The organism is Rothia sp. LK2492, assembly GCF_040946345.1.
GTDB classification, from domain to species: domain Bacteria; phylum Actinomycetota; class Actinomycetes; order Actinomycetales; family Micrococcaceae; genus Rothia; species Rothia endophytica.
Window position 1 is genome coordinate 70,542 of the sequence record NZ_JAYWLX010000007.1, and the last position, 20,933, is coordinate 91,474.

A 20,933-nucleotide genomic window follows, 5' to 3' on the forward strand; every position below is an offset into this window, starting at 1 on the left:
GCTCGCAGTTAGCCCTCCAGCAACACCATCTCTTCAAAGTCAGCGGTCATACCCTTCGGGTATTACTGGTGCCGGTCAGTGCCGGCAATGGTGCGCCAAGCGCAGGTGAGAGCAAACCAGCCACCCGTTACCCAGAAAGCAATCAGAGCCCAGAGCGGACGCTCGGGTGCTAGGGCGACCAAGTAGGCGGTGGCGGCAAGCCAGAGGGTAATGGCAACGATATTGACCGCCATGAACCTCTTCACCCTAAAGGGGTGGGTGTAGTAGGTGGGAGTCAGAGTAAGCACCGCGAGTACCAGCACAGCGATGACGTTGAAGATGGTACCGGTACCCATCACGTACATGAAGACCGCCACAATGTTCCAGGCAGCGGGGAAACCCACGAAGTAGTAGTCGCTGGACTTCCAGTGTTGGTTAGCGTAGCAGAACATGGAGGATACCAGGATCAGAATAACCAGCGCTAAGGCCAGAGGCTTTGGCCCTAGAGGTAGCGCCAGGTACATGAAGAGGGCTGGGATGAAGGTCCAGGTCAGATAATCAACGGCGATGTCAACGATTCCCCCGTCGAACCAGGGCAGCACTTCTTTAACGCGGGCTTTTCGTGCCATGGTCCCATCGACGGAGTCCACGACTAGGGCGACGCCGAGCCAGAGCCACATGGCGGTGTAGTCGCCTTCAATAAGGGCGAGGGTTGCTAGGGTTGCCCAGGCTAACCCTGAGAGGGTGAAGGCATGGACGAACCAGGCAGCGGCGCGCTGAGTGGCGGTGCTCTGAGGTGCAGTGGGCACGGATGTCCTTTCGTATGCGGCTTATTTAGACGCAGGATTCAAGGGGTAAGTTCCTACTCTAGCCTTTTCGCGGTGCAAGGGTGGGTTTTCGTCGGGTTCTGGCCGGGGCTCTCCTTTACAATCGTGTGTAAGGCTCCTCACCTGGGGCTGGCAGTTAGCTAGAGGATTTTCTGTGTCGTCTTTGAATTATTCGCAGTTCATTTGGAATGTTGCTGATGTGCTTCGCGGTACCTATAAGCAGCATCAGTATGGGCAGATTATTTTGCCGTTTACGGTGCTTTTCCGTTTGGACGCCACGCTGGCTCCTACCAAGGATAAGGTGCTTAAAGCTGCCGCTGGCTATGAGCTGGACGGGGCACCCACCGCTATGCTGCCGGCGCGGGCTAACCATGACTACAGTTTTTACAACCTATCGCGCCACAATCTGAGCACCATCACTACCAACCCAGATACCCTAGCGCTCAATCTGCGCGATTACATCAACCGTTTCTCTGAGAACGTGCGGGACATTTTTGAGAAGTATAAGTTTGAGGACACCATCGCAGACCTCGAAGCCAATGACCTGCTCTACCAGGTCATGTTGCACTTCTCTAAGGTGGACCTGCACCCCAGCAAGGTCAGCAATGAGCAGATGGGCAACATCTTTGAGGAGCTTATCCGTAAGTTCGCGGAGGCATCTAATGAAATATGATTTTATCTAAAAATGCTTGCCCATAAACAAAGGAACAACAATGGAAACCGGGCCGGGCGGCGCTGAGGCCCCTAACCGCGCTCTAACTCTAACCCTGCTTTAAAGCAACAACTCAGCCAGGTCGCTGCCCACCACCAAGTCGGTGATGACACCGGTTTTTAGTGCCCCGCGCAGGGCAGCGGCGCGGTGAGTGCCCGCCGCTACGCAGACCCGCCTGCCCACCTTCACCAGCTCAGCCGGGGTTGGCCCGGTCGCCCGGCGATTAACGTCCAAGTCAGCCCAGGTGCCGTTTTCCCTAATCATGACCGTGCAAATATCACCAGCGATACCCTCCCCTCGCATGGACGCCAGTTGCTCCCCATTAAAGTAGCCACCGACATAGACGTGGGAGGGAATAGAGCCACCAAAGGCACCCACCCCAAAGAGCGCCACATCAGCAGACCGTTGCACCGCCAGGACACCGCGCACACTGCGCTCTCGCCACATGGCCGCCTTGGTCTCGGCAAAGTCAAAGAAAGCCGGCACGGGGAAGTGCACCATGCGGGCGTTATAGGCAGACGCCACCTGACCCAAAATTGCCCCCGAATACGGGATGCCGGTGTGGTGGGCATTGCCCGCCCCGTTGAGCTGCACCACGGTGACATCATTCAGCGGACGTTTGGGCAAAAAGTGTGCCACCTCCGTCACGGTAGAGCCCCAGGCAACGCCCAGCACGGTGCCATGGTGTACCAGTGAATCCAAGAGCTTAGCGCCTGCCGCCGCTACACTGCGCATGCGCACCGTCTCACTGGCTCCCGCTGGCACCTGAGCCATGTGGACGCGAACCCGGTACAGGTCGGCTAGCCGGTTCGCCAAAGGCTCCTTGGGTCGTAGCTCCTCATTGAGCCGAATAGTCACTACACCGCTTTCACGCGCATTCTGCAGAAGCCTGGACACAGTAGGCCGGGAAACCCCCAACCTGGCAGAGATCGCCGCCATGGTTAGGTGTTCTACGTAGTAGAGGTGCGCGGCGTCAAACATCAAATTTTTACTTTTGCTCATCACTTTCCTATTCTAAGTGAAATTTTGCTCAAACATTTTGCATTTTTTTGCACTTCGCAGTTCAAATGGTAACAGACTTCACATCCATCGTATTTTTTTCTGGAGAGCTATTATGAGCGCAACATTCACAGCTAAATCCCATCTCACCGCCGCTTCCCGCACCGCCGCCCTTGAGGCCATGACCGACGATGCTGGAGTCGACATTCTCGTCATCGGCGGTGGTGTCACCGGTGCGGGTATCGCTCTGGACGCCGCCACCCGTGGCCTGCGCACCGCTATCGTTGAGGCTGGTGACTGGGCTATGGGCACCTCCGCCTGGTCATCTAAACTAGTGCACGGCGGTCTGCGTTACCTCTACAACCTAGATTTTAAGCTCGTTTCTGAGGCGCTTAAAGAACGTGGCCTGCTGCTCGAGCGCACCGCTCCCCACCTCGTCAAGGCGCAGCCCTTCCTCTGGCCCCTCAAGCTACCCCTCATTGAGCGTGCCTACTCAGCAGTAGGCATCGGCATGTACGACACCCTAGCTTTCGTTGGTGCAGGCGGCCGCAAGACCGTGCCCGCCCAGCAGCACTTCACCAAGTCCGGCACCAAAAAGGTTTTCCCCGATATCAAGGATTCCGCTTTCTCTGGCGCCATCCAGTTTTACGATGCCCGCGTGGACGACGCCCGACTGGTTATTGACCTGGTCCGCACCGCCGCCGGCTACGGCGCACTAGCAGCCACTCGCGCCAAGGTCACCGGCGTCGAAAAGGACGCTAGCGGTAGGGTCATCGGCGCTAAAATTCTAGATCTTGAGACCGGCACCGAAAAGACCGTCAAAGCCAAGCACATCATTAACGCAACCGGCGTATGGACTGAAGAAACCGAAGCTCTAGCCAACCAGGACGCCGGGCTTAAGGTACTTGCCTCCAAGGGCGTGCACATCACCGTGCCCCGCGACCGTATTAAAGCAACCAGCGGCATCTTCACCAAGACTGAAAAGTCCGTTCTCTTCATCATCCCCTGGCAGCGCTACTGGATCATCGGCACCACCGACACCCCCTACACCCAGCAGGATCGCCTCAACCCCGTGGCAACCCGCGCGGACATCGATTACGTGCTCATGCAGGCCAACAAGCTCATTGCCGATGAACTGACCCACGAAGACGTTATCAGCACCTTCGCTGGCCTACGCCCGCTGCTGCAGCCGGTGCTTAAGGACGGTTCAGATAAGTCCTCCACCAAGGTCTCCCGCGAGCACACCGTCACCCAGATCGCTCCGGGCATGAGCGCCATTGCCGGCGGTAAACTCACCACCTACCGCGTCATGGCAGAGGACGCTGTGGACTTCGCCCTGGGTGAGCGCGCTAAGACCCTGCCCTCGGTCACCGAGAGGATCAAGCTGGTCGGTGCAGAAGGCTACGAGGTTCTTGCATCCCGCGCTGAGGCCCTGGCTGCAGAAAACGGTTGGGATGCTGCCCGCACCGATCACCTACTTGAACGCTACGGCGCTGAACTGACCGACATCATCGATCAGATTGGAAAGGACCCCTCACTGGGTGTTCCCCTGGCTGCCGCACCCCAATTCCTGCGTGCTGACGTCCTGCAGGCTGTGCGGGCAGAAGGTGCCCTACACCTGGAGGATGTGCTCATCCGCCGCGTTCGCCTAGACCTTGAAGCTAAGGACCGTGGCCTGGCTGCTGCCGAAGAGATTATCTCAATCATGGCACCAGAACTGGACTGGGACGAGGCAACTCAGCAGCGCGAGCTAGCCACCTACCGCGAGCGCGTCGAGGCTATTGAGGCAGCTTCAACTGAAACCTCAGAGAACGGGCAACCGACCATCTGATGAACGTCCCCACTATCGTAGGCTAACCAGCGGAACGGCACTCTACACACAAGATGTTGTGGCTTGGGATCAGAGGTGATACCGAGCCACCGCAATAGAGGGTGCGGGCCTACCCGCACCCTCAACTCAATTCAATTCAATTCAATTCAATTCAATTCAATTCAATTCAATTCAATTCACACTATCAATACAGTTCAAGGACGAACACATGCAAGACTCTCAGCACCGCTCTACCCTCGGTGTCTTGTCAGCCCCACCGGCAGCGCCGCCGGTTGCTGAACATAAGGTAGCCCAGCTGTACAAAAAATACCGCTTCAGCGTGTTTATGGGCATTTTCATTGGGTATGCAGGCTTTTACCTGATTAGGAATAACGTTTCCCTGGTCTCAGCTATCCTCAAAGAGTACGATGTGCTCACCCCGGTCGGCATCGGCATTGTTGCCAACGCCGTGCTATTTTCTTACGGTCTGTCTAAGTTCTTCATGGCGATGCTATCTGACCGCGCGAATGCCCGCTATTTCATGCCTCTTGGACTGGCGCTGTCAGCTATCGTCAACCTCTTCATTGCTTTTGTGCCGGCCGTTTCTGCCAGCATCACTCTCTTCGCCACCATGATGTTCATTAACGGCTGGGTTCAGGGTATGGGCTGGCCACCCTCTGGCCGTGTGCTGGTGCACTGGTTCTCCACCAAAGAACGAGGCGTTATGACCTCTATTTGGAACTGTGCTCATAACGTGGGCGGTGCCGCAGTTGGCGGTATCGCTGTGTGGGCACTGCACGTTTTTGCCGTCAATGAAGCTGACTGGCGCCCCGCTTTCTGGGCTCCTGCTATTGTGGCGCTCCTGGTGGCTGTCTTTGCCTTCTTCACCATTCGTGACCGCCCTGAAGCAATGGGCCTGCCCACCATCGAGGAGTACAAGCAGGACCCCGCCAAAGTTGAGGCCGAAACCGGTGAGGGCAACTGGAAGCAGCTGCTTTTCAAGCACGTGCTCACCAACCGCGTAATCGTACTGCTCGCCATCACCAACGTCTTTGTGTACACCCTGCGTTACGGCGTGCTTAACTGGATCCCCATCTACCTCACCGACCAAATTCACGGTACCAACGTCAAAGACGGCATCCTCGGCTTCGCTATCTACGAGCTCGCTGGCATTGTGGGAACCCTTCTGTGCGGCTGGCTCTCCGATAAGGTCTTTAAGGGTTGGCGCTCAGGCGCTGGTCTGGTCTTCATCGCAGGCGTCGGCATCGCTCTGGGCGTCTACTGGTGGTTGCCTGCCACCACCCCCATCGGCTGGTTCTACCTGCTGATTGCTATCATCGGCGGTCTCATTTACGGCCCCGTGATGCTCATCGGTCTGCAGGCCATCGACCTTTCACCGCGCAACGTAGCTGGTACAGCTGCCGGCTTCACCGGCCTATTTGGTTATCTGCTGGGCGCTTCTCTAGCCTCAACCGGTGTAGGCCTGCTCATCCAGTACTACGGGTGGAACGTAGCCTTCGCCAGCCTTATGGGCATCGTAGTGCTCGCCCTGATACTGATGGCAATCATCGGCAAGGACGAACGAGCACTGCTCAAGAAGGCTGAGCAAACCCACTAACCCAATAATCACTCAGCCATAATGGTCTGGCTTGAAATCAGCGATAGTTTCAAGCCAGACCCAATGAATTCAAAATCTGAAAAATTTACCCGCCTAGAGCGCTAGATTCAACTCAATGATGAAGCCCTACGTCGGTACACTGAAAAAATCTTCTAAAGAGGAGCTGGTTCGCCCATCTTTAGATGCCAGCCCAGCTGGCACCCTGAACCAACCGATAAAACTCAAAACAGTTTGTGGAACGTCCACCGGACGTTTTCTTCACACCTATGTGAAAGAGGTCTCTATGAGCTCACTATTAGCAACTGGCACTGAAGCCAGCGTGCAGGCAAGTGCCCTCGTCAATGCTGACGGCACCGCCACCCTCCTAGGTGCATTCGCATCAGAAACCCTGGGCACATTCATCCTGCTTCTTCTGGGTGCAGGCGTTGTAGCAGCAGTGAGTTTACCCAAGTCTGGCGCTAAGGGCGCTGACTGGATCAACATCGCTTTCGGCTGGGGCTTCGCTGTTTTTGCTGCAGTCTACGTTTCAGGGCCCTCCGGTGCTCACCTCAACCCCGCCGTCACGGTGGGCCAGATGGTTGCCGGGAACGATTTTGCACCCGGTATCGCACCAAGTTTCACCGCCATGCTGGTCTACTTTGCCGGCCAGTTCCTCGGTGCCTTCTTGGGAGCCTGGGGCGCCTACCTAGCCTTCAAAAAGCACTTCGATATTGTTGAACCCGGTGTCTCCCGCGGCGTCTTCTGCACCGCACCCGCTATTCGCTCCTACGGTTGGAACATCCTCACCGAAGCTATTGGTACCTTCGTGCTGGTAGGTTTCGTGGTTGCTTCCGGCCAGACCCCCTCAGGCCTTGGCCCCCTGGCTGTTGCTATCATCGTTGTGTCCATCGGTCTCTCCCTGGGCACTCCCACCGGCTATGCCATCAACCCTGCCCGTGACCTTGGTCCGCGTATTGCCCACGCCCTGATGCCTATCAAGAACAAGTCAGCTTCAGACTGGTCCTACTCTTGGGTACCCGTCGTCGGCCCCCTCCTGGGCGCAACTGCTGCTGCCCTTATCGTTCCCGCGGTTCTTGGCATCGCAGGCGCATAACCTCCTTCATATATAGAGCGGCAGGACGCCGCGGCTCACCCCGCTACCGGTAGCTACCTACCCGGTGTCCTGCCCCACCCACCCACCCACCCATACACAAGGAAGTGTCACCATGACTAAGACCGAACTGCCCGAGCGTAAGAAGTACATTCTTTCCATCGACCAGGGCACCACCAGCTCACGCGCCATCCTCTTCACCAAGGCGGGCGAAATCAAATCAGTGGGCCAGCTAGAGCACGAACAGATTTTCCCTAAGGCAGGCTGGGTTGAGCATGACCCCCTCGAAATCTGGAAGAACGTTCGCCAGGCTGTCGGTGAGTGCTTGACCAAGGCTGAGGTCAACCACCACGAAATCGCTGCCGTCGGTATCACCAACCAGCGCGAAACCGCCGTGGTCTGGGACAAGACCACCGGCAAACCCATCTACAACGCCATCGTCTGGCAGGACACCCGCACCCAGAAAATCTGTGACGAGCTGGGCGGCGAAGAGGGCGCAGGTAAATACCACGACATCGTAGGTCTGAACCTCGCCACCTACTTCTCAGGCCCCAAAATCAAGTGGATTCTGGATAACGTGGAGGGCGCCCGCGAAAAGGCAGAAGCCGGCGACCTACTCTTCGGCAACACCGATACTTGGGTGCTCTGGAACATCACTGGCGGCGTGAAAGGCGGCGTGCACGTTACCGACGTCACCAATGCCTCCCGTACCCTGCTTATGAATATCAAGACTCTGGAGTGGGACGAGTCCATCGCTGCTGACATGAGCATCCCCATGAGCATGCTGCCCGAGATTAAGTCCTCTTCAGAGGTGTACGGCTACGGCCGCAAGAAGGGCCTACTCAATGGCACGCCCATCGCCGGCATCCTAGGCGACCAGCAGGCAGCGACCTTCGGTCAGGCCTGCTTCGAAAAGGGCATGGCGAAGAACACCTACGGCACCGGTAACTTCATGCTCATGAACACCGGCACCGAACCCGTGATTTCAGAAAACGGTCTGCTCACCACCGTTGCCTACAAGCTGGGCGACGCTGACCCGGTCTATGCCCTCGAGGGTTCAGTTGCAGTCTCCGGCTCCCTGATTCAGTGGCTACGCGATAACCTCCACATGATCGACAACGCTGCAGAGTCAGAAGAACTGGCAACCAGCGTAGAGAACACCGGCGGCGCCTACGTCGTTCCTGCTTTCTCTGGTCTCTTCGCACCCCACTGGCGCTCAGATGCCCGCGGTGTCATCGTTGGCCTCACCCGCTATGTCAACCGGGCCCACATCGTCCGCGCAGCCTTGGAGGCAACTGCCTTCCAGACTCGCGAGGTGCTGGATGCTATGAACGCTGACGCAGAGGCAGCCGGCACCAAGGTTTCCCTCGGAGAGGTGCGCGTGGACGGCGGCATGACCGCCAACGAGTTCCTCATGCAGTTCCAGGCAGACCTCCTTGGTGTACCCGTCATCCGCCCCAAGGTCATCGAGACCACCGCTCTCGGTGCAGCCTACGCCGCCGGTATCGCCGTTGGTTTCTGGGACGGCGAGCAGGATGTCATCGACAACTGGGCAGAAGACAAGCGCTGGGAACCTGCAATGGACCAGGACGAAGTCGAACGCCAGTACCGCCTCTGGAAGAAGGCTGTAGCCCGCACCCTCGAATGGGTCGATGAGGACGTTGAGCAGGACTAGTCTCCAGCTGAAATCCCCATAAAAGTACCCGCTGTCTGCACAGACAGCGGGTATTTTTATTCAGGTCGGAAGGCTAAAGGGTGCCGCAGGCGCTCAGCACCGTGAAGGTGCCATTGCGGCCCAGCTGCTCCACCTCCTCAAAACGGTCTTCTAGCTGGGCGCGGTAGCGCAGGTGCGAATTGTGCACCAAAAGCAACCGCCCGCCCGGGGCAAGGAGCCGAGTGGCGGCGTCCAGCAGCGGACGCACCATGGTGGCATCCAGCCGGGTGCCCTCGTGGAAGGGCGGGTTGAGTAGCAGCAGGTCAAAGCTACCCGACGCTGAACCAGCGGCAGCATCGTCCCAGGTGACCGTGGCGGTCTGCTCCCCTGCTCGGTAGGGAGCCAGGGTCTCCGTAGCCGAACGCACGGCGTCCGCATCTAAATCGGTCGCGGTGAGCACCAAAGGTATGCCAAGTTCTTGCGCCCGATGCAGGAGTCGCAGAGATACCGAGCCGTTACCGCAACCAAGGTCGAGGACGCGTAGCGCTGCGCCATCAGCTGGACGGTCTAAAGTAGATAGGAGGTCGCAGGCAATATCTGCCAGATAAGAACCCCCGCGGTCTTCACGTCCACCGGAGAAAACCCCGCCCAGACCCCGCAGAGTGCCCGCCGGCATCTGGGTCTCTTCGACGGTATGGGCCAGGACGCTCTGGCGGGGTGCCTTTGCTAGTAAGGCACGGAACTTTCCCTGGCCGCGTCCAGCCCAGACCTCGCTAAAGCTTTGCTCTAGCACCGTGTTCATGGTGCGGGTCATGTGCTTGGTGTTGCCACCCAGGCAGAGCGAAACATCGGTAGTAGTCTGCGCGCTGTGGCGGTCTAGAGCACGGCTCCAGTCATCGAGGGCGGCCAAGGCTTTAGGGAGGCGACCCAGGGCCAGAGTGGGCTTCAGCGAGCACTCCGCTAGAGCTCCTTCAAGGTCCAGAGCTTCGGTGTCCAGACCGGCAACCACCAGCCGAGCTGCGGCATCTTGCCCCAGATTCTCGAGTAGCCGGTGAGCCAGGGCGCGCATAGCGTGGGCCTGCTGGTAGGAGCGATAACGCACCAGCACCCTTGGTGCAGTGTCAGATTCATCTAGAACCCTTGCCAGGGCTTGCAGGGTCAGTGCCTCGCTACTGTCTTCTAGCACTACGATATCCCCGGCATCCACGCCGGTGAGCTGCTGGTCAGCGTCCCTCAGAATCAGGCGGTCCAGAGCTTCAGCGCGTTCATCGGCTGCGTCTATGAGGTTCTTCACCATATCGATACTTCGCTTAGCTGCAGCAGGTGCCAAATTCCCCCGCTAGGTCATTGACGCGCTCGCGCAGGTCATCGCGCAGCTTGTCCATGCGGGCATCTCCCTTAGCCCCAAAGACTGAAGGGTCGATGATGTTCCAGCGCACGTATTTGACGCCTTCGAGTTCGGGGGTAGCCGCGTCCCCCACCGTGACCACCACATCAGCTGAGCGCTGCATGTCGTCAGTCAACTGGGTGGGTGTCTTGGAGGCCATATCAGCTCCAATCTTCGCCAGGGAGGCAGCTGCCTGCCCGTTCACGGCATCAGCGGGGGTAAGGCCGGCTGAGATAGCGGTGAAGACGTGGGGAACGTCCAAGGTTGCCAGCGCGGCAGCCATCTGAGACTTGCCGCCGTTGGTGTTGCAAACAAAAAGTACGGTGGGGTGAGTATGTGCCATAGGGGCTAGTCTACGCGGTTGGGTAGCAGGGCGGGAGACCACCGAATCGGCTCATGCCGCCCAAGTTCTCCCTGACCTAGAATAATCTGCTGGCCCAAGAGGTAGGACCCCCTGCCTCATAAGCTCCATTGAAGCAGGAACCTCAACGATGACGTCCAAGCCCATATCCTTGAAGTCGCTGATGTTTTCAGCGGCTCCTACTATCACGTTAACAACGGCTTCGCCGTCACCAGCCCTGCCATGTCACGTGTCACAATAGAGTTATGAGTGAAACTGACCTGGCCCGGCGCGTCTACGGTATCTTTGAGTCGCCTCTTGGAGGCATGTATCTGGTTGCTGAAAATGAAGCAATCACTGGTGCTTACTTTGAAGGTCAGGCGCACTTTCCCATGGCTCGTGATTTAGGCAAACGCAAAGACCTCACCGACCACCCGGTCTTGGAGCAGGCAGCCCGAGAACTCGCAGAATATTTCGCTGGAACCCGCACCGCCTTTGAGGTCACTTTGCACCCCGAAGGCACCGACTTTCAGCTAGCGGTTTGGGAGCATCTCAAGGGCACCGCCTACGGTTACACCACCACCTACGGAGCTATTAGCAAGGTGGTGGGCCCGCATGCACCTGCGCAGGCGGTGGGCCAGGCAGTGGGCCGCAATAAGTGCTCCATCTTCATACCCTGCCACCGCGTTCTATCAGCTGATGGTAAGTTGACAGGTTACGCCGGTGGGCTGGACCGCAAAGAATTTCTGCTGAATTTAGAATCCCCTTCAGCGGAAGAAAAGGGTCAGCTCTTCTAGTGGTCGATGCTCTCTTCACCGACAGCCTCTTGCCCCGCCAGCCGCAGGAGCTGGCACCCGGCGTCATTCACCTGCCCGGCTGGCTCACCGTTGAGCAGCAGGATTTTCTGGTTACTCAGTTCCACCGCTGGGGTGCTGGCAGCATACCGCCCCACCACCCCGAAATTTACGGCAAGAAAATGTCGGTTAAGCTCACCTCCCTGGGCTGGCACTGGAGCAACTACAGCTACAGCCGGTCAGCACCAGAATTTGGCGGACGCGCACCAGCCCCGGTGCCAGATTGGCTAGTGGGGGTTGGTAGAAAGGCACTACAGGACGCCTATAGTAGCTCCCACGCCAGCTCGTGGCCCCAGCTTTCCGTGCCTGAATTAGCAACGTGGGCTGGTACCTACAGCCCAGATATGGCACTTATCAATTACTACGCACCGGGAACGTCCATGGGCATGCACCAGGATAAAGAGGAGCGTTCCAGCGCCCCGGTCGTCTCGCTTTCCATTGGCCAGACGGCGCTGTTCAGAGCGGGCAATACCGAAACAAAAACGAGGCCCTACCAAGATATTCTGCTTGCTTCCGGTGACCTTCTGGTCTTTGGCGGGCCCAGCCGTTTCATGTATCACGGGGTACCAAAACTTCTGGAGGGCACTACCCCATCCGACTGCTTGCTACCGGAGGGGCGCATCAACATCACACTGCGCGTCACTGGCCTGCACGCATCAGAGAAACTGGCTTAGAGTTTTCAAAGAGCAGAAGGAGAATGGGATATGAGCACACCGGGTAACGATGGGCTGGTTCGGCCAAACTGGGCTGAAGCCGATGAGCTGATGCGGCTCTACTACGATACCGAGTGGGGCATGCCGGTCACCGATGAGCGCGGTGTCTTTGAGCGGCTCTGTTTAGAGGGTTTCCAGGCAGGGCTCTCCTGGCGCACGATTCTTACGAAAAGAGATGCCTTCAGGGAACTTTTTTCCGGTTTTGAGCCCGAGCAGGTAGCAGCTCTCACTGATGAGGACGTAGAACGGTTAGCTAGCGACTCCAGAATTATTCGCCACCGGGGTAAGATTCGGGCAGCTAGATCCAATGCGAGAGCCACGCTCAGGTTACGCGACCTAACTTCTCTTCAAAAACCGGATGGCAGCAGTATTTCCTTACAGACCAGGGTGCTGGCTAACGGCCTGCAGGTAGCGCCAGGTTTGCCCGCCCTCATCTGGTCTTTTCAGCCCTCCAGCACGTATAGGCCCCACGCTGTTTCTGACATACCTACACACAGCAACACTTCGACTCAACTGGCAAAGATCCTCAAACAGCAAGGGTTCTCATTCATTGGCCCTACCAGTGCTTTTGCCCTCATGGAGGCCATCGGCCTGGTCGATACCCACCTGCTGACCTCCCATAGACGCGGCTCATCAGAGCTGTGGGAACCGGGCGGGCAAGCACGTTAGACTGGTGTAAACACTGAAAGGCTAAGAATGCACCTGCTGCAGTATGCGCAGAAAACCTTCGCTATCCCCCTAGACGAGCTGCCCTTGACCGAAGCCGATCTTTGTCTGCTCAACGAGCTAGCCTACCTCCCCTTGGACGATATCGCAGAGGACCATCGCGGCTTTGCCCGGGGCATCTCAGCAGCCCAGATTTATCAGGAGTTCGTCACCGACAGCACGCTACGGACCAACTGGTTTCTTGCCACCAACCAGCGTCTGCAACTGCTCAAGATGGTAGCCACATCACCCCGTTTTGCTACCCTACGTTTCTTTCATTACCGGGCACATTTAGACGCCACAGAACAGGTTCAGTTTGCGGCGCTCACCCTGGTTGTTCCGGGAGTCTTCAGGCAGGTCGTGTTTCGAGGAACCGATGATTCCCTGGTCGGGTGGAAAGAGGACTTCCATCTGGCAGCGCAGAAGGAAATCCCCTCCCAGCTGTTAGCGGTCAATTATTTGGAAGATAACCTCAAGCAGGATGCCTCCACCCCCATCTATGTGACCGGCCATTCTAAGGGCGGGCATCTTGCCGTGTTCGCTACTGCTGCCCAGCCGCAGGAGCTAGAAAGACGGGTGGAAAGCGTCCTCGCCTTTGATGCCCCCGGCTTCACCGAAGCTTTTCTGAAAAACCCGGGGTATCTGCGCCTGCTCCCCAAAATCAGGGACTTTATACCCGAGGACAGCATCGTGGGCCGGCTCATGTTCCGCAAAACCCAGCAAGAGGTGGTAGCAAGCGGCGGCATCGGGCTCATGCAACATTCGGTCTTTTTCTGGCAGGTCGATGAGACGGGCACCTTCAAACATAAGGACGCCACCACCAGTGCCAGCGAGCGCGTGGCGAAGGTGACCTGTGAGTGGCTCACCCGACATGCACCGGAAGATATCGAAAAGGTGGTGGATGTGTGTTTCGATCTTGCCATGGGTGAGGGCTATGGCAGCCTGCTCGATATTGGGATCAAGGTGCTCCCCTTTATCCAGCTCATGCGAACCAAGACCGCGGAACTTGAGCCGGAGACCGCTGAACTGGTGAGCCGGTTAGCGGATGACTATGTGCAGCTGTGGAAGGAACAGAAGAAGGCTGAAAAGCAGCAAATTAAAGAGGGCCGGTCTGTACCGGTCTGGCTAGCAGCCCCACCTAAGTTCCCTCAAAAACTCCTGATGCAGCAAGTAACAAAAACCGGTGTGCCACTGAGCTTACAAAAACTACTGGAACGGGACGCTGCACCGGCAGAGAAACAGCCAGGTGCCTAGCGGGTTGCTAGGCACCCGGTCACTGACGACGCTCGGCGGTACCGATGTGTTCAAGGGTTTATCTCCCCGAGGGTTTACTTCCCTACGCGACGCTGACGCGCACGCCGGTGCTGGGGCGGGTCAGTAGCTGGGTCATGCTGAAGGTGGTGTCATCGGCTTCCTGGGCGATGGTCACGTTGTCAGCTGAGAGCGCTGCGATGGTAGAGGACAGAGCCGCCACGGCGATTTTCTCGCCGGGGCAACGGTGCCCGTCCTGTACGCTGCCGCCACCCTGGGGCAAGAAGCCCTTGACCTGCTCGTAGTCCTCAATATCCAAGAAACGCTGGGGGTTGAACTCGCTGGGGTTCTCCCAGACCTTGGGTGAAGTGTGGGTTCCCAGGATGTCCATGAGTACGCGCTGCCCCTTCTGAACGGGGCAGCCCGAGACCTCGGCGTCCTTAGTGACGAAGCCAGGTAGCATGGGCACGAACGGGTAGACTCGTCGGGTTTCCTGGGCAAAGGCTGTAGCAATCGGCAGGTTGATGAGGCGGCCGCCGTTTTCTTCAACCTCAGCCTTCACCTTCTGCGCCCACTCGGGGTTCTGTACCAGAGCCACGGCAGCAAAGGCAGCGAAGCGAGAGACAGCCACGGTGGGGCGGGTCAGGTTTTGCAGCTCGATACCGGCCAACTTAGCGGAAACCAGCTCGCCCTTTTCATCGCGCAAATCAGCCATGTGCTGCACAACGGAGTCGGCGTCAACGGCGGTGGCACCTGAGCGCACACCCTGAATGAGCTCTTCAGCCCACTTATCCAGTTTCTTGCGGTCAATCCAGGCCAGAACGTTCTGCTTAACCTCACCGAAAGTATCTAGCAGGTGGCTCATCTGGGTGGCGCGCTTGTTCAGTTCTTCATCGGACGCCGGTACGCCGGCCCAGCGGAAGGCTGCACGACCGTAGGCTACGGCAACGTCATCGTAGATGTTCCCTGGCTTAGTCTTCCAGCGCTCGATGACGGCCTTCATTTCTTCTTCAACGTACTCGCGGAAGGTATCTACTCGGGTGTCCTCGTAGGCCATGGCTACCATGGCTGCCTTGCGCACCTTGTGGGCTTCGCCATCCAGGGTGTGCACGGCGCCTTCACCAAAGAGAGGGCCCTGCACCAAGGAGGGCATAGCACCATCGCGTTTGATGATGCTCTCATCATAGAAGAAATCCACGGCGTCCTCACCGCGAATGATGGTTGCCTTGCCGCCCAGGGCATTGATGGTAACCGGGCAGTGCGAATCAGCCGGCAGGCCTGCCTTGCTGCGCTGACGGGAGGCAAAGAGATAGCCGTCCTTAAAAAAGGTAAGAAGCTGGTCTTTGAAGGGGTTTTGCTTAATGGTGATGCTCATACAAAAAGTCTACTTTCTTTTGCAGGTTTAGAGCGCACCCTCGCCTTCGTGTTACTTGTGAGTAATTTGTCTTTGCAATTCAATTTAATCTTCAATTTTTTATAAAGTGCGACGAGCAACAATTAAACAGTCATCGATAGTTGCGTGGGTACCATCCGCGCTAAAAATGTCACGGGTGATGAGTTCAGCGCGCACCAGCTCCCAGCCTTCAGCGTCCAAACCTAGATTGCGCCGTTCGTCCTCGGGGGTAATAAAGTGATCGGGGATTTCCCCTTCGTACCAGCTAGGTGGCGACGCGTGGGAAATAAGCACCAGGTGACCGCCGGGCACTAATTGACCGGCAGCTTTCTTAACAATTTCATCCCGAGCTAAAAAGACCGGGGATTGAAAGAAACTCGCGGTAACCAGATGAAAGGTTTCTGCCTCAGCAGGCTGCCAGTCTTGCGCGTTGTGCGCCCTAAAGTGAGCCCGTTCCACCAGCCCCCTAGCTTGAGCTTCTGCCCGGGCGCGCTCAACCGCTATATCAGAGATTTCAAACCCGGTAGCCTGCCATCCCTGCTCCGCCAACCAGAGGACGTCCCCACCCTCACCACATCCCAAATCAAGAGACCGGCCAGGTGGTAGCTCTGAAACAACAGCAGCCAGCGTCTGATTGACTTTCCCGGACCAAACTTGCTCCTTGGACAAGTACAGCCCGTTCCAAAATTCTAGAGGGTTTTCATGGGGGTCTACATCGAGCACGACGTTTCCTTTCTAAGGGTTTACTATCGGGTTCTAGCTTATCCCGCACCATCCCCGATCATCCCACTATTGAGAATTATTCGCAGTAGGCATACAAGAGAGGACGCCAGTCACTTACCCCGCCCAAGCGAAGCCGGCACCGGCGTCCTCACATGTTCTTCTCTAGAAATACTAGGCTGGCATGATCATCGAGAGCACGAAAACCCAGAGGCAGAGAATTGCAAGGAGAACCAAGGAGACCTTGATAGCTGCGTTGGTAATCTTTGATTCCTGCCCAGCCATGTTCACTGAAGCTGCCGCAATGGCAATAGACTGCGGCGAAACAATCTTCGCCATCACCCCACCGGCCGTATTAGCAGCCACCAGTAGCGAGGGGCTGGCACCAATCTGGGAGGCAGTGGTCGCCTGAAGACCTGCAAAAAGAGTGTTGTTATTGACCACTGATCCGGTCACAAACACACCAATCCAACCGATGACGGGTGAGAGCAGCGGGAACACGGAACCAACTGCTGCCAGCGCTAGCGCCAGAGCAGATGACATGCCGCCGAAGTTCATGACATTAGCAACGGCCATCACCAGGCAGATCATGAGAATCGGCTTCCAGAGCTGCTTCCAGGCACCACCGAGTTCTTCGAAGGCGGCTTTCCAGCTGATGTTAGAGATCAGAATAGTTATCAGTGCCGCGAAGAGAATAGCTGTACCCGATGCCGCAAAGCTGTTCCAGTTCCAAACAGCCTTCATGGGGGTTTCCTGAGCAACAATTGGGGCGACCTGGGAGATAGCACCGTGCAGATTGGGCATCTGAACGGGAACGGTTGTCCAGTTCAACAGACCTGCAGCGGTGGTATCGGTGGCGGGGCGTACGAGAGTCTTGATCGTGGGTGTGCTCCACAGCAGAATCATGGCGGAAAGGATAATGAAGGGGCTCCAGGCCTTGAAGATTCCAGTGAAGCTAAACCCGGCAGCGTTACTCCCCAACTCTTCGAGGCTGGGGGCACCGGGCTCACGGTAAATATGGGCAGGCTGCCACTTCATCATGATGAGAGCAAGAAGGACCAAGCCCAAGAGGTAGGGGATAATATCAGCCAGCTCAGGCCCCAGAGCTACCAGGACGCCAGACTGAACAGCCGAAACAACCACGCCCAGTCCCAGAGCAAGAAGACCGGTCTGCTTTAGGCCACGCAAACCGTCCAACATCATGACCAGAAGAACGGGGATAAAGGCAGAAATAATCTGCAGAACCCACACCATCATGCCATTAAGGTCGGCCTGGGGCACTCCTGAAACGGTTGAGCCGGTCAGCACAGGGATACCGATAGCACCATAGGCGCCGGAAGCCACGTTAGAGACCAGCGCGACCAGGCAAGCCTTGACCGGCTCAAAGCCTAGAGTTACCAGCAGGGCAGCACAAATCGCGATGGGGATACCAAAGCCTGCCGCCCCTTCGAGAAAACCGCCGAAGCAGAAGGCAATAAGGAGCACCTGAATACGCTGATCAGCTGAAATCGCTGAGACCGAGCCACGGATGATCTCAAAGTTACCGGCGCGTACGGTGATGCGGTAGAGCCAAACAGCCATGAGTACGATCCATCCAATGGGCCACATACCCGAGAGGAATCCGTAACCGATAGCAGAAAGGGAGGACGCCGCGGGCATGCCAAAAACAAAAATGGCTAGAAGCACCGCTGATGCTAGCGACACTAAGGCTGCGTGGAGGCCTTTCATCTTGAGCACGGTAAGACCGAGCAAGAAAATGAGGATGGGAATGGAGGCTACGAGAGCTGAGAGAGCCTGATTATTCAGTGGGTCATAGACCTGCTGCCACATGTGGGTAGGTTTCCTTTTCTAGGAGCAACGTGTCGTTCTTGGGTAATAGTGTGTGTGCTTGGGGCACCTTCATCTCCTAAATTACCACTTATTCCAACACGAAATACGAATAAACAACACATGCAGTCCCGCGATAATTGCTCTGAAATAAGAAGACTCAACACCCCCTCTACTCCCATTCAGCTGACCCTCCAACATTTGTTTATCAACACAAGTCAGAGCCATATTTTGGGAATAGCACTCACTCATATGACCGCCTTTTGGGGCTCTTGCACCCTAAGTCAATGTTCTTCGTCTCATTTCGATGAGCAGATTCAAGCAGTTAGCAATGTAGCCCAAAAGCCACACAAAACCATATTTGCGCTATTCTTCTCTGCCCTAATGTCCATTTAAGCTTCAGCTATACAACCGTGTCTTGACCAGCCAAAGCAGTAAAATCAGTTTTATCTCCTTTCGTTTACTGGAGCCTACCTCCTCGCGAGCTCACCTCACTCACATATCAAGGAAACTCTAATGACCCCTACCTCTAAGAAACACCTTTGGAAGGCACCAGCGCTGGCCGCATCTGCCTCCCTTATCATCAGCCCAATGATGGCTATACCCGCTTTCGCTGCGGAGACCACCAGTATCGCTGCCATCCAGGGTACCGGGGCTGCCAGCCCACTGGTCAACCAAACTGTCACCACCCGCGGTGTAGTAACCGCTGTCTACAACCAGGGTGACCTGAGAGGCTACTTTATTCAGACGCAGGGCACCGGAGCAGCAGGCACCACGGAAGGGGCTTCAGATGCGATTTTCATCTACTCACCCAATACCGTAGCTCAGGTCAGCCACGGCCAGTTCGTGGAGGTCACGGGCACCGTCTCAGAGTATTTTGGTCAAACTCAAATTACTGTAAACAGCGCAGCTCAGTTGTTAGTCCTAGCAGAACCTTTCTCACCGGTTACTCCGCTGGCTATCCCGCTGCCTGAGGACGAAACACAGCGTGAAGCACTTGAAGGTATGCTCCTGCAGCCCAACGGACCCATTACTGTCACCGATAACTACAACACCAACCGCTACGGTGAAATTGGGTTGGTCAACGGCACTCAGCCTCTGCGTACCGCCACCGATGTTGTAGCCCCGGGCGAAGCTGCTCTGGCCTATGAAGCCGAGAATGCTGCTAAGGCATTCGTTCTAGATGACGGAGCCACCACAGACTACACACGCAGTAATAAGGACACCCCCCTGCCCTACCTCAGCGCCAGTGACCCTTTGCGAGTCGGTGCGCAGGTGACCTTCAATAACCCTGTTGTGCTCTCATACTCACACCAGATGTGGCGCCTGCAGCCCACCAGCCGCGTTACCGGTGATACTGACCCGGCAGCGCTACCGGCGTCCTGGTCCAATACCCGCTATGAGGCACCGATCCTGGGGAGCCGTCAGACAGCATCCAGCTTCAACGTGTTGAACTACTTCACCACCGTGGGTGATACTGTAGCGGGTTGCAAGTTCTTTACGGACCGAGAGAATAACCCCATCACGGTGAGCGGTAGTTGTGCGGTGCGCGGCGCTGCCACTCTTGCCAGCTTTGAGCGGCAAGAATCCAAGATTGTTAAGGCAATCAACAAGATCAATACCTCGGTGCTCTCTCTGGAAGAGATTGAGAACAGTCTAGCTACCGGCGGCACCGATAGGGACGCCGCCCTCAACGCCCTGGTCGCGGCTCTCAACGAAGACGCGGGTTACGAAAAATGGGCCGCTGTGCCATCCCCCTCCCAGCTCCCAGCTTCAGAGGACGTCATCCGCACGGCCTTTATCTACCAGCCAGCTCAGGTCAGGACCGTCGGTGAATCGGTGATTTATGATGATCCAGCCTTCAGCAATGCCCGCCAGCCCCTGGCTCAGGCTTTCGCTCCCGTCAATTCTCAAGAGGACCACGGATCCGAGGTATTTGTAGCTATCGTCAACCACTTCAAGTCCAAAGGCTCAGGTAGTGGTGAGAACGCTGATCAAAATGACGGCCAAGGCGCCTCCAACGCTTCACGTGTGGCTCAGGCTGCTGCGCTGGTTGACTTCGCACACGGCCAACGCGAATCCGTGGCTACCGACAACGTAATGCTCCTGGGAGATTTCAACTCCTATACCGAGGAAGATCCTATGAAGGTTCTTTACGAGGCGGGTTACACCAACCTGGGTAAGAAGTTTAGTGCTGGTAACACCTACCTATTCGACGGCAGAGTAGGATCCATAGACCATATTCTGACTTCACCAGAGCTCACCGAGAAAGTTGAATCAGCGCAGGTATGGAACATCAACTCGGTGGAGCCAGTCGCCCACGAGTACAGCCGCTACAACTACAACATCACCAATCTCTATGAAGAGAACGAGTTCCGCTCCTCGGACCACGATCCCCTCCTCGTAGGGATGAACATGTACCCGCATGATGCCATTATGTTCACCGACGTATCTGAGGGCGACCTTTTCCATCAAGAAATTGAGTGGATGGCTCAACAGGGTATCACCACAGGCTGGATTGAAGAAGATGGCACCCGTACCTTCCGCCCCAAGGAGGGTATACAGCGTGATGCTATGGCAGCCTTCTTCTACCGTCTGGCTGGTTCACCCGATGTCCAGTTGCCGTCGCAGCCTTCTTTCTCCGATGTTCCTACCACCCACCCCTTCTACAAAGAAATCGAGTGGATGAAGACAGAAGGTCTCGCTAACGGTTGGTCTGATGGAACCTTCCGCCCCTCATCAGAGATTACCCGCGAAGCAATCGCAGCCTTCTTCTACCGGTACGCAGGTAGTCCTGACTACCAGGTTCCAGCTCATTCTGGGTTCTCCGATATCAGCCCCTCCCACTACTTCTACAAAGAAATTACCTGGCTCCACTCAACAGGTATCACCAACGGATGGGTTGAAGCTGACAGCTCAAAGACTTACCGCCCCTACACCTCAGTCAGTCGTGAAGCAACCGCGGCCTTCATCTACCGCTACTCACACGAGGTAGAGAAGAAAAACTAGGGTAAATTAACCTGGTGCTAAGGGGGCAGACCTATTGGGGTCTGC

17 protein-coding genes are annotated in these 20,933 nt (G+C 56.7%); 10 read left to right on the forward strand and 7 right to left on the reverse strand.

The annotated features are described in order from the left end of the window. Positions 1 to 62: 62 nt before the first annotated feature. Complete coding sequence (locus VVR27_RS08795) at positions 63 to 788, reverse strand: phosphatidylcholine/phosphatidylserine synthase (RefSeq protein WP_368548008.1); 726 nt, start codon at positions 786 to 788, stop codon at positions 63 to 65. A 172-nt stretch (positions 789 to 960) separates the two neighbouring features. On the opposite strand from VVR27_RS08795, the gene VVR27_RS08800 reads away from it, so the two are divergent. Further along, positions 961 to 1,479: a type I restriction-modification system subunit M N-terminal domain-containing protein gene (locus VVR27_RS08800; protein WP_368548009.1), complete on the forward strand. Its 519-nt coding sequence runs from the start codon at positions 961 to 963 to the stop codon at positions 1,477 to 1,479. Positions 1,480 to 1,578: 99 nt separating this feature from the next. Here the strand turns inward: VVR27_RS08800 and VVR27_RS08805 are convergent, their stop codons facing one another. Beyond that, positions 1,579 to 2,520 carry a sugar-binding transcriptional regulator gene (locus VVR27_RS08805; RefSeq protein ID WP_368548010.1) on the reverse strand — a complete coding sequence of 314 codons (942 nt, stop codon included), beginning with the start codon at positions 2,518 to 2,520 and terminating at the stop codon, positions 1,579 to 1,581. Between the two features lie 112 nt (positions 2,521 to 2,632). Between VVR27_RS08805 and VVR27_RS08810 the strand changes: the two genes are divergently transcribed. The 4 genes from VVR27_RS08810 to glpK all read left to right on the forward strand — a co-directional run bounded on the left by VVR27_RS08810 (position 2,633) and on the right by glpK (position 8,710). Further along, a complete protein-coding gene (locus VVR27_RS08810) occupies positions 2,633 to 4,348 on the forward strand; it encodes an FAD-dependent oxidoreductase (RefSeq protein WP_368548011.1) in 1,716 nt (571 codons plus the stop codon). A 208-nt stretch (positions 4,349 to 4,556) separates the two neighbouring features. Beyond that, positions 4,557 to 5,945 (forward strand): MFS transporter, encoded by a 1,389-nt coding sequence (locus VVR27_RS08815; protein ID WP_368548012.1) that lies wholly within the window; start codon positions 4,557 to 4,559, stop codon positions 5,943 to 5,945. Positions 5,946 to 6,228: 283 nt separating this feature from the next. Then, positions 6,229 to 7,038 carry an MIP/aquaporin family protein gene (locus tag VVR27_RS08820; RefSeq protein ID WP_346871608.1) on the forward strand — a complete coding sequence of 270 codons (810 nt, stop codon included), beginning with the start codon at positions 6,229 to 6,231 and terminating at the stop codon, positions 7,036 to 7,038. 112 nt (positions 7,039 to 7,150) lie between these two features. Continuing rightward, the gene (gene glpK, locus VVR27_RS08825) at positions 7,151 to 8,710 is read left to right on the forward strand and encodes a glycerol kinase GlpK (protein WP_345447192.1); all 1,560 of its coding nucleotides are present in this window, start codon (positions 7,151 to 7,153) and stop codon (positions 8,708 to 8,710) included. A 73-nt stretch (positions 8,711 to 8,783) separates the two neighbouring features. Here glpK and VVR27_RS08830 read toward each other — a convergent pair whose 3' ends face one another. Together VVR27_RS08830 and VVR27_RS08835 are read right to left on the reverse strand one after the other, a co-directional pair. After that, complete coding sequence (locus VVR27_RS08830; RefSeq protein WP_368548013.1) at positions 8,784 to 10,019, reverse strand: class I SAM-dependent methyltransferase; 1,236 nt, start codon at positions 10,017 to 10,019, stop codon at positions 8,784 to 8,786. Then, positions 10,000 to 10,419 (reverse strand): low molecular weight phosphatase family protein, encoded by a 420-nt coding sequence (locus VVR27_RS08835; RefSeq protein WP_368548014.1) that lies wholly within the window; start codon positions 10,417 to 10,419, stop codon positions 10,000 to 10,002. The genes VVR27_RS08830 and VVR27_RS08835 overlap by 20 nt, the downstream gene beginning before the upstream one ends. Before the next feature lie 263 nt (positions 10,420 to 10,682). On the opposite strand from VVR27_RS08835, the gene VVR27_RS08840 reads away from it, so the two are divergent. From VVR27_RS08840 to VVR27_RS08855, 4 genes are read left to right on the forward strand one after another with little or no spacing between them, the layout of a single operon-like run. After that, positions 10,683 to 11,213, forward strand: a complete 531-nt coding sequence (locus VVR27_RS08840) for a methylated-DNA--[protein]-cysteine S-methyltransferase (RefSeq protein WP_368548015.1) — start codon at positions 10,683 to 10,685, stop codon at positions 11,211 to 11,213. Further along, positions 11,213 to 11,944, forward strand: coding sequence for an alpha-ketoglutarate-dependent dioxygenase AlkB (locus VVR27_RS08845; RefSeq protein ID WP_368548016.1), 732 nt, complete (start codon positions 11,213 to 11,215; stop codon positions 11,942 to 11,944). The genes VVR27_RS08840 and VVR27_RS08845 overlap by 1 nt, the downstream gene beginning before the upstream one ends. 30 nt (positions 11,945 to 11,974) lie before the next feature. Further along, positions 11,975 to 12,652, forward strand: a complete 678-nt coding sequence (locus VVR27_RS08850; protein WP_368548017.1) for a DNA-3-methyladenine glycosylase I — start codon at positions 11,975 to 11,977, stop codon at positions 12,650 to 12,652. Positions 12,653 to 12,679: 27 nt separating this feature from the next. Then, complete coding sequence (locus VVR27_RS08855; protein ID WP_368548018.1) at positions 12,680 to 13,942, forward strand: Mbeg1-like protein; 1,263 nt, start codon at positions 12,680 to 12,682, stop codon at positions 13,940 to 13,942. An 82-nt stretch (positions 13,943 to 14,024) separates the two neighbouring features. Here VVR27_RS08855 and VVR27_RS08860 read toward each other — a convergent pair whose 3' ends face one another. The 3 genes from VVR27_RS08860 to VVR27_RS08870 form a co-directional block, all read right to left on the reverse strand. Further along, on the reverse strand, positions 14,025 to 15,314 hold the full coding sequence (locus VVR27_RS08860; protein WP_368548019.1) for a cytochrome P450: 1,290 nt from the start codon (positions 15,312 to 15,314) through the stop codon (positions 14,025 to 14,027). Between the two features lie 99 nt (positions 15,315 to 15,413). Next, positions 15,414 to 16,055, reverse strand: a complete 642-nt coding sequence (locus VVR27_RS08865) for a class I SAM-dependent methyltransferase (protein ID WP_368548020.1) — start codon at positions 16,053 to 16,055, stop codon at positions 15,414 to 15,416. Between the two features lie 171 nt (positions 16,056 to 16,226). After that, positions 16,227 to 17,882, reverse strand: coding sequence for an L-lactate permease (locus VVR27_RS08870; protein WP_368548021.1), 1,656 nt, complete (start codon positions 17,880 to 17,882; stop codon positions 16,227 to 16,229). Positions 17,883 to 18,395: 513 nt separating this feature from the next. Between VVR27_RS08870 and VVR27_RS08875 the strand changes: the two genes are divergently transcribed. Next, the gene (locus VVR27_RS08875; protein ID WP_368548022.1) at positions 18,396 to 20,888 is read left to right on the forward strand and encodes an ExeM/NucH family extracellular endonuclease; all 2,493 of its coding nucleotides are present in this window, start codon (positions 18,396 to 18,398) and stop codon (positions 20,886 to 20,888) included. The last annotated feature ends 45 nt before the right edge of the window (positions 20,889 to 20,933 follow it).

Excerpts from the sequence above, each read along its gene's own strand:
- VVR27_RS08820 (WP_346871608.1), top strand. The coding sequence starts at position 6,229 with ATGAGCTCACTATTAGCAACTGGCACTGAAGCCAGCGTGCAGGCAAGT.
- VVR27_RS08805 (WP_368548010.1), bottom strand. The coding sequence starts at position 2,520 with ATGAGCAAAAGTAAAAATTTGATGTTTGACGCCGCGCACCTCTACTAC.
- VVR27_RS08850 (WP_368548017.1), top strand. The coding sequence starts at position 11,975 with ATGAGCACACCGGGTAACGATGGGCTGGTTCGGCCAAACTGGGCTGAA.
- glpK (WP_345447192.1), top strand. The coding sequence starts at position 7,151 with ATGACTAAGACCGAACTGCCCGAGCGTAAGAAGTACATTCTTTCCATC.
- VVR27_RS08870 (WP_368548021.1), bottom strand. The coding sequence starts at position 17,882 with ATGTGGCAGCAGGTCTATGACCCACTGAATAATCAGGCTCTCTCAGCT.
- VVR27_RS08860 (WP_368548019.1), bottom strand. The coding sequence starts at position 15,314 with ATGAGCATCACCATTAAGCAAAACCCCTTCAAAGACCAGCTTCTTACC.
- VVR27_RS08815 (WP_368548012.1), top strand. The coding sequence starts at position 4,557 with ATGCAAGACTCTCAGCACCGCTCTACCCTCGGTGTCTTGTCAGCCCCA.
- VVR27_RS08835 (WP_368548014.1), bottom strand. The coding sequence starts at position 10,419 with ATGGCACATACTCACCCCACCGTACTTTTTGTTTGCAACACCAACGGC.
- VVR27_RS08810 (WP_368548011.1), top strand. The coding sequence starts at position 2,633 with ATGAGCGCAACATTCACAGCTAAATCCCATCTCACCGCCGCTTCCCGC.
- VVR27_RS08855 (WP_368548018.1), top strand. The coding sequence starts at position 12,680 with ATGCACCTGCTGCAGTATGCGCAGAAAACCTTCGCTATCCCCCTAGAC.
- VVR27_RS08840 (WP_368548015.1), top strand. The coding sequence starts at position 10,683 with ATGAGTGAAACTGACCTGGCCCGGCGCGTCTACGGTATCTTTGAGTCG.
- VVR27_RS08875 (WP_368548022.1), top strand. The coding sequence starts at position 18,396 with ATGACCCCTACCTCTAAGAAACACCTTTGGAAGGCACCAGCGCTGGCC.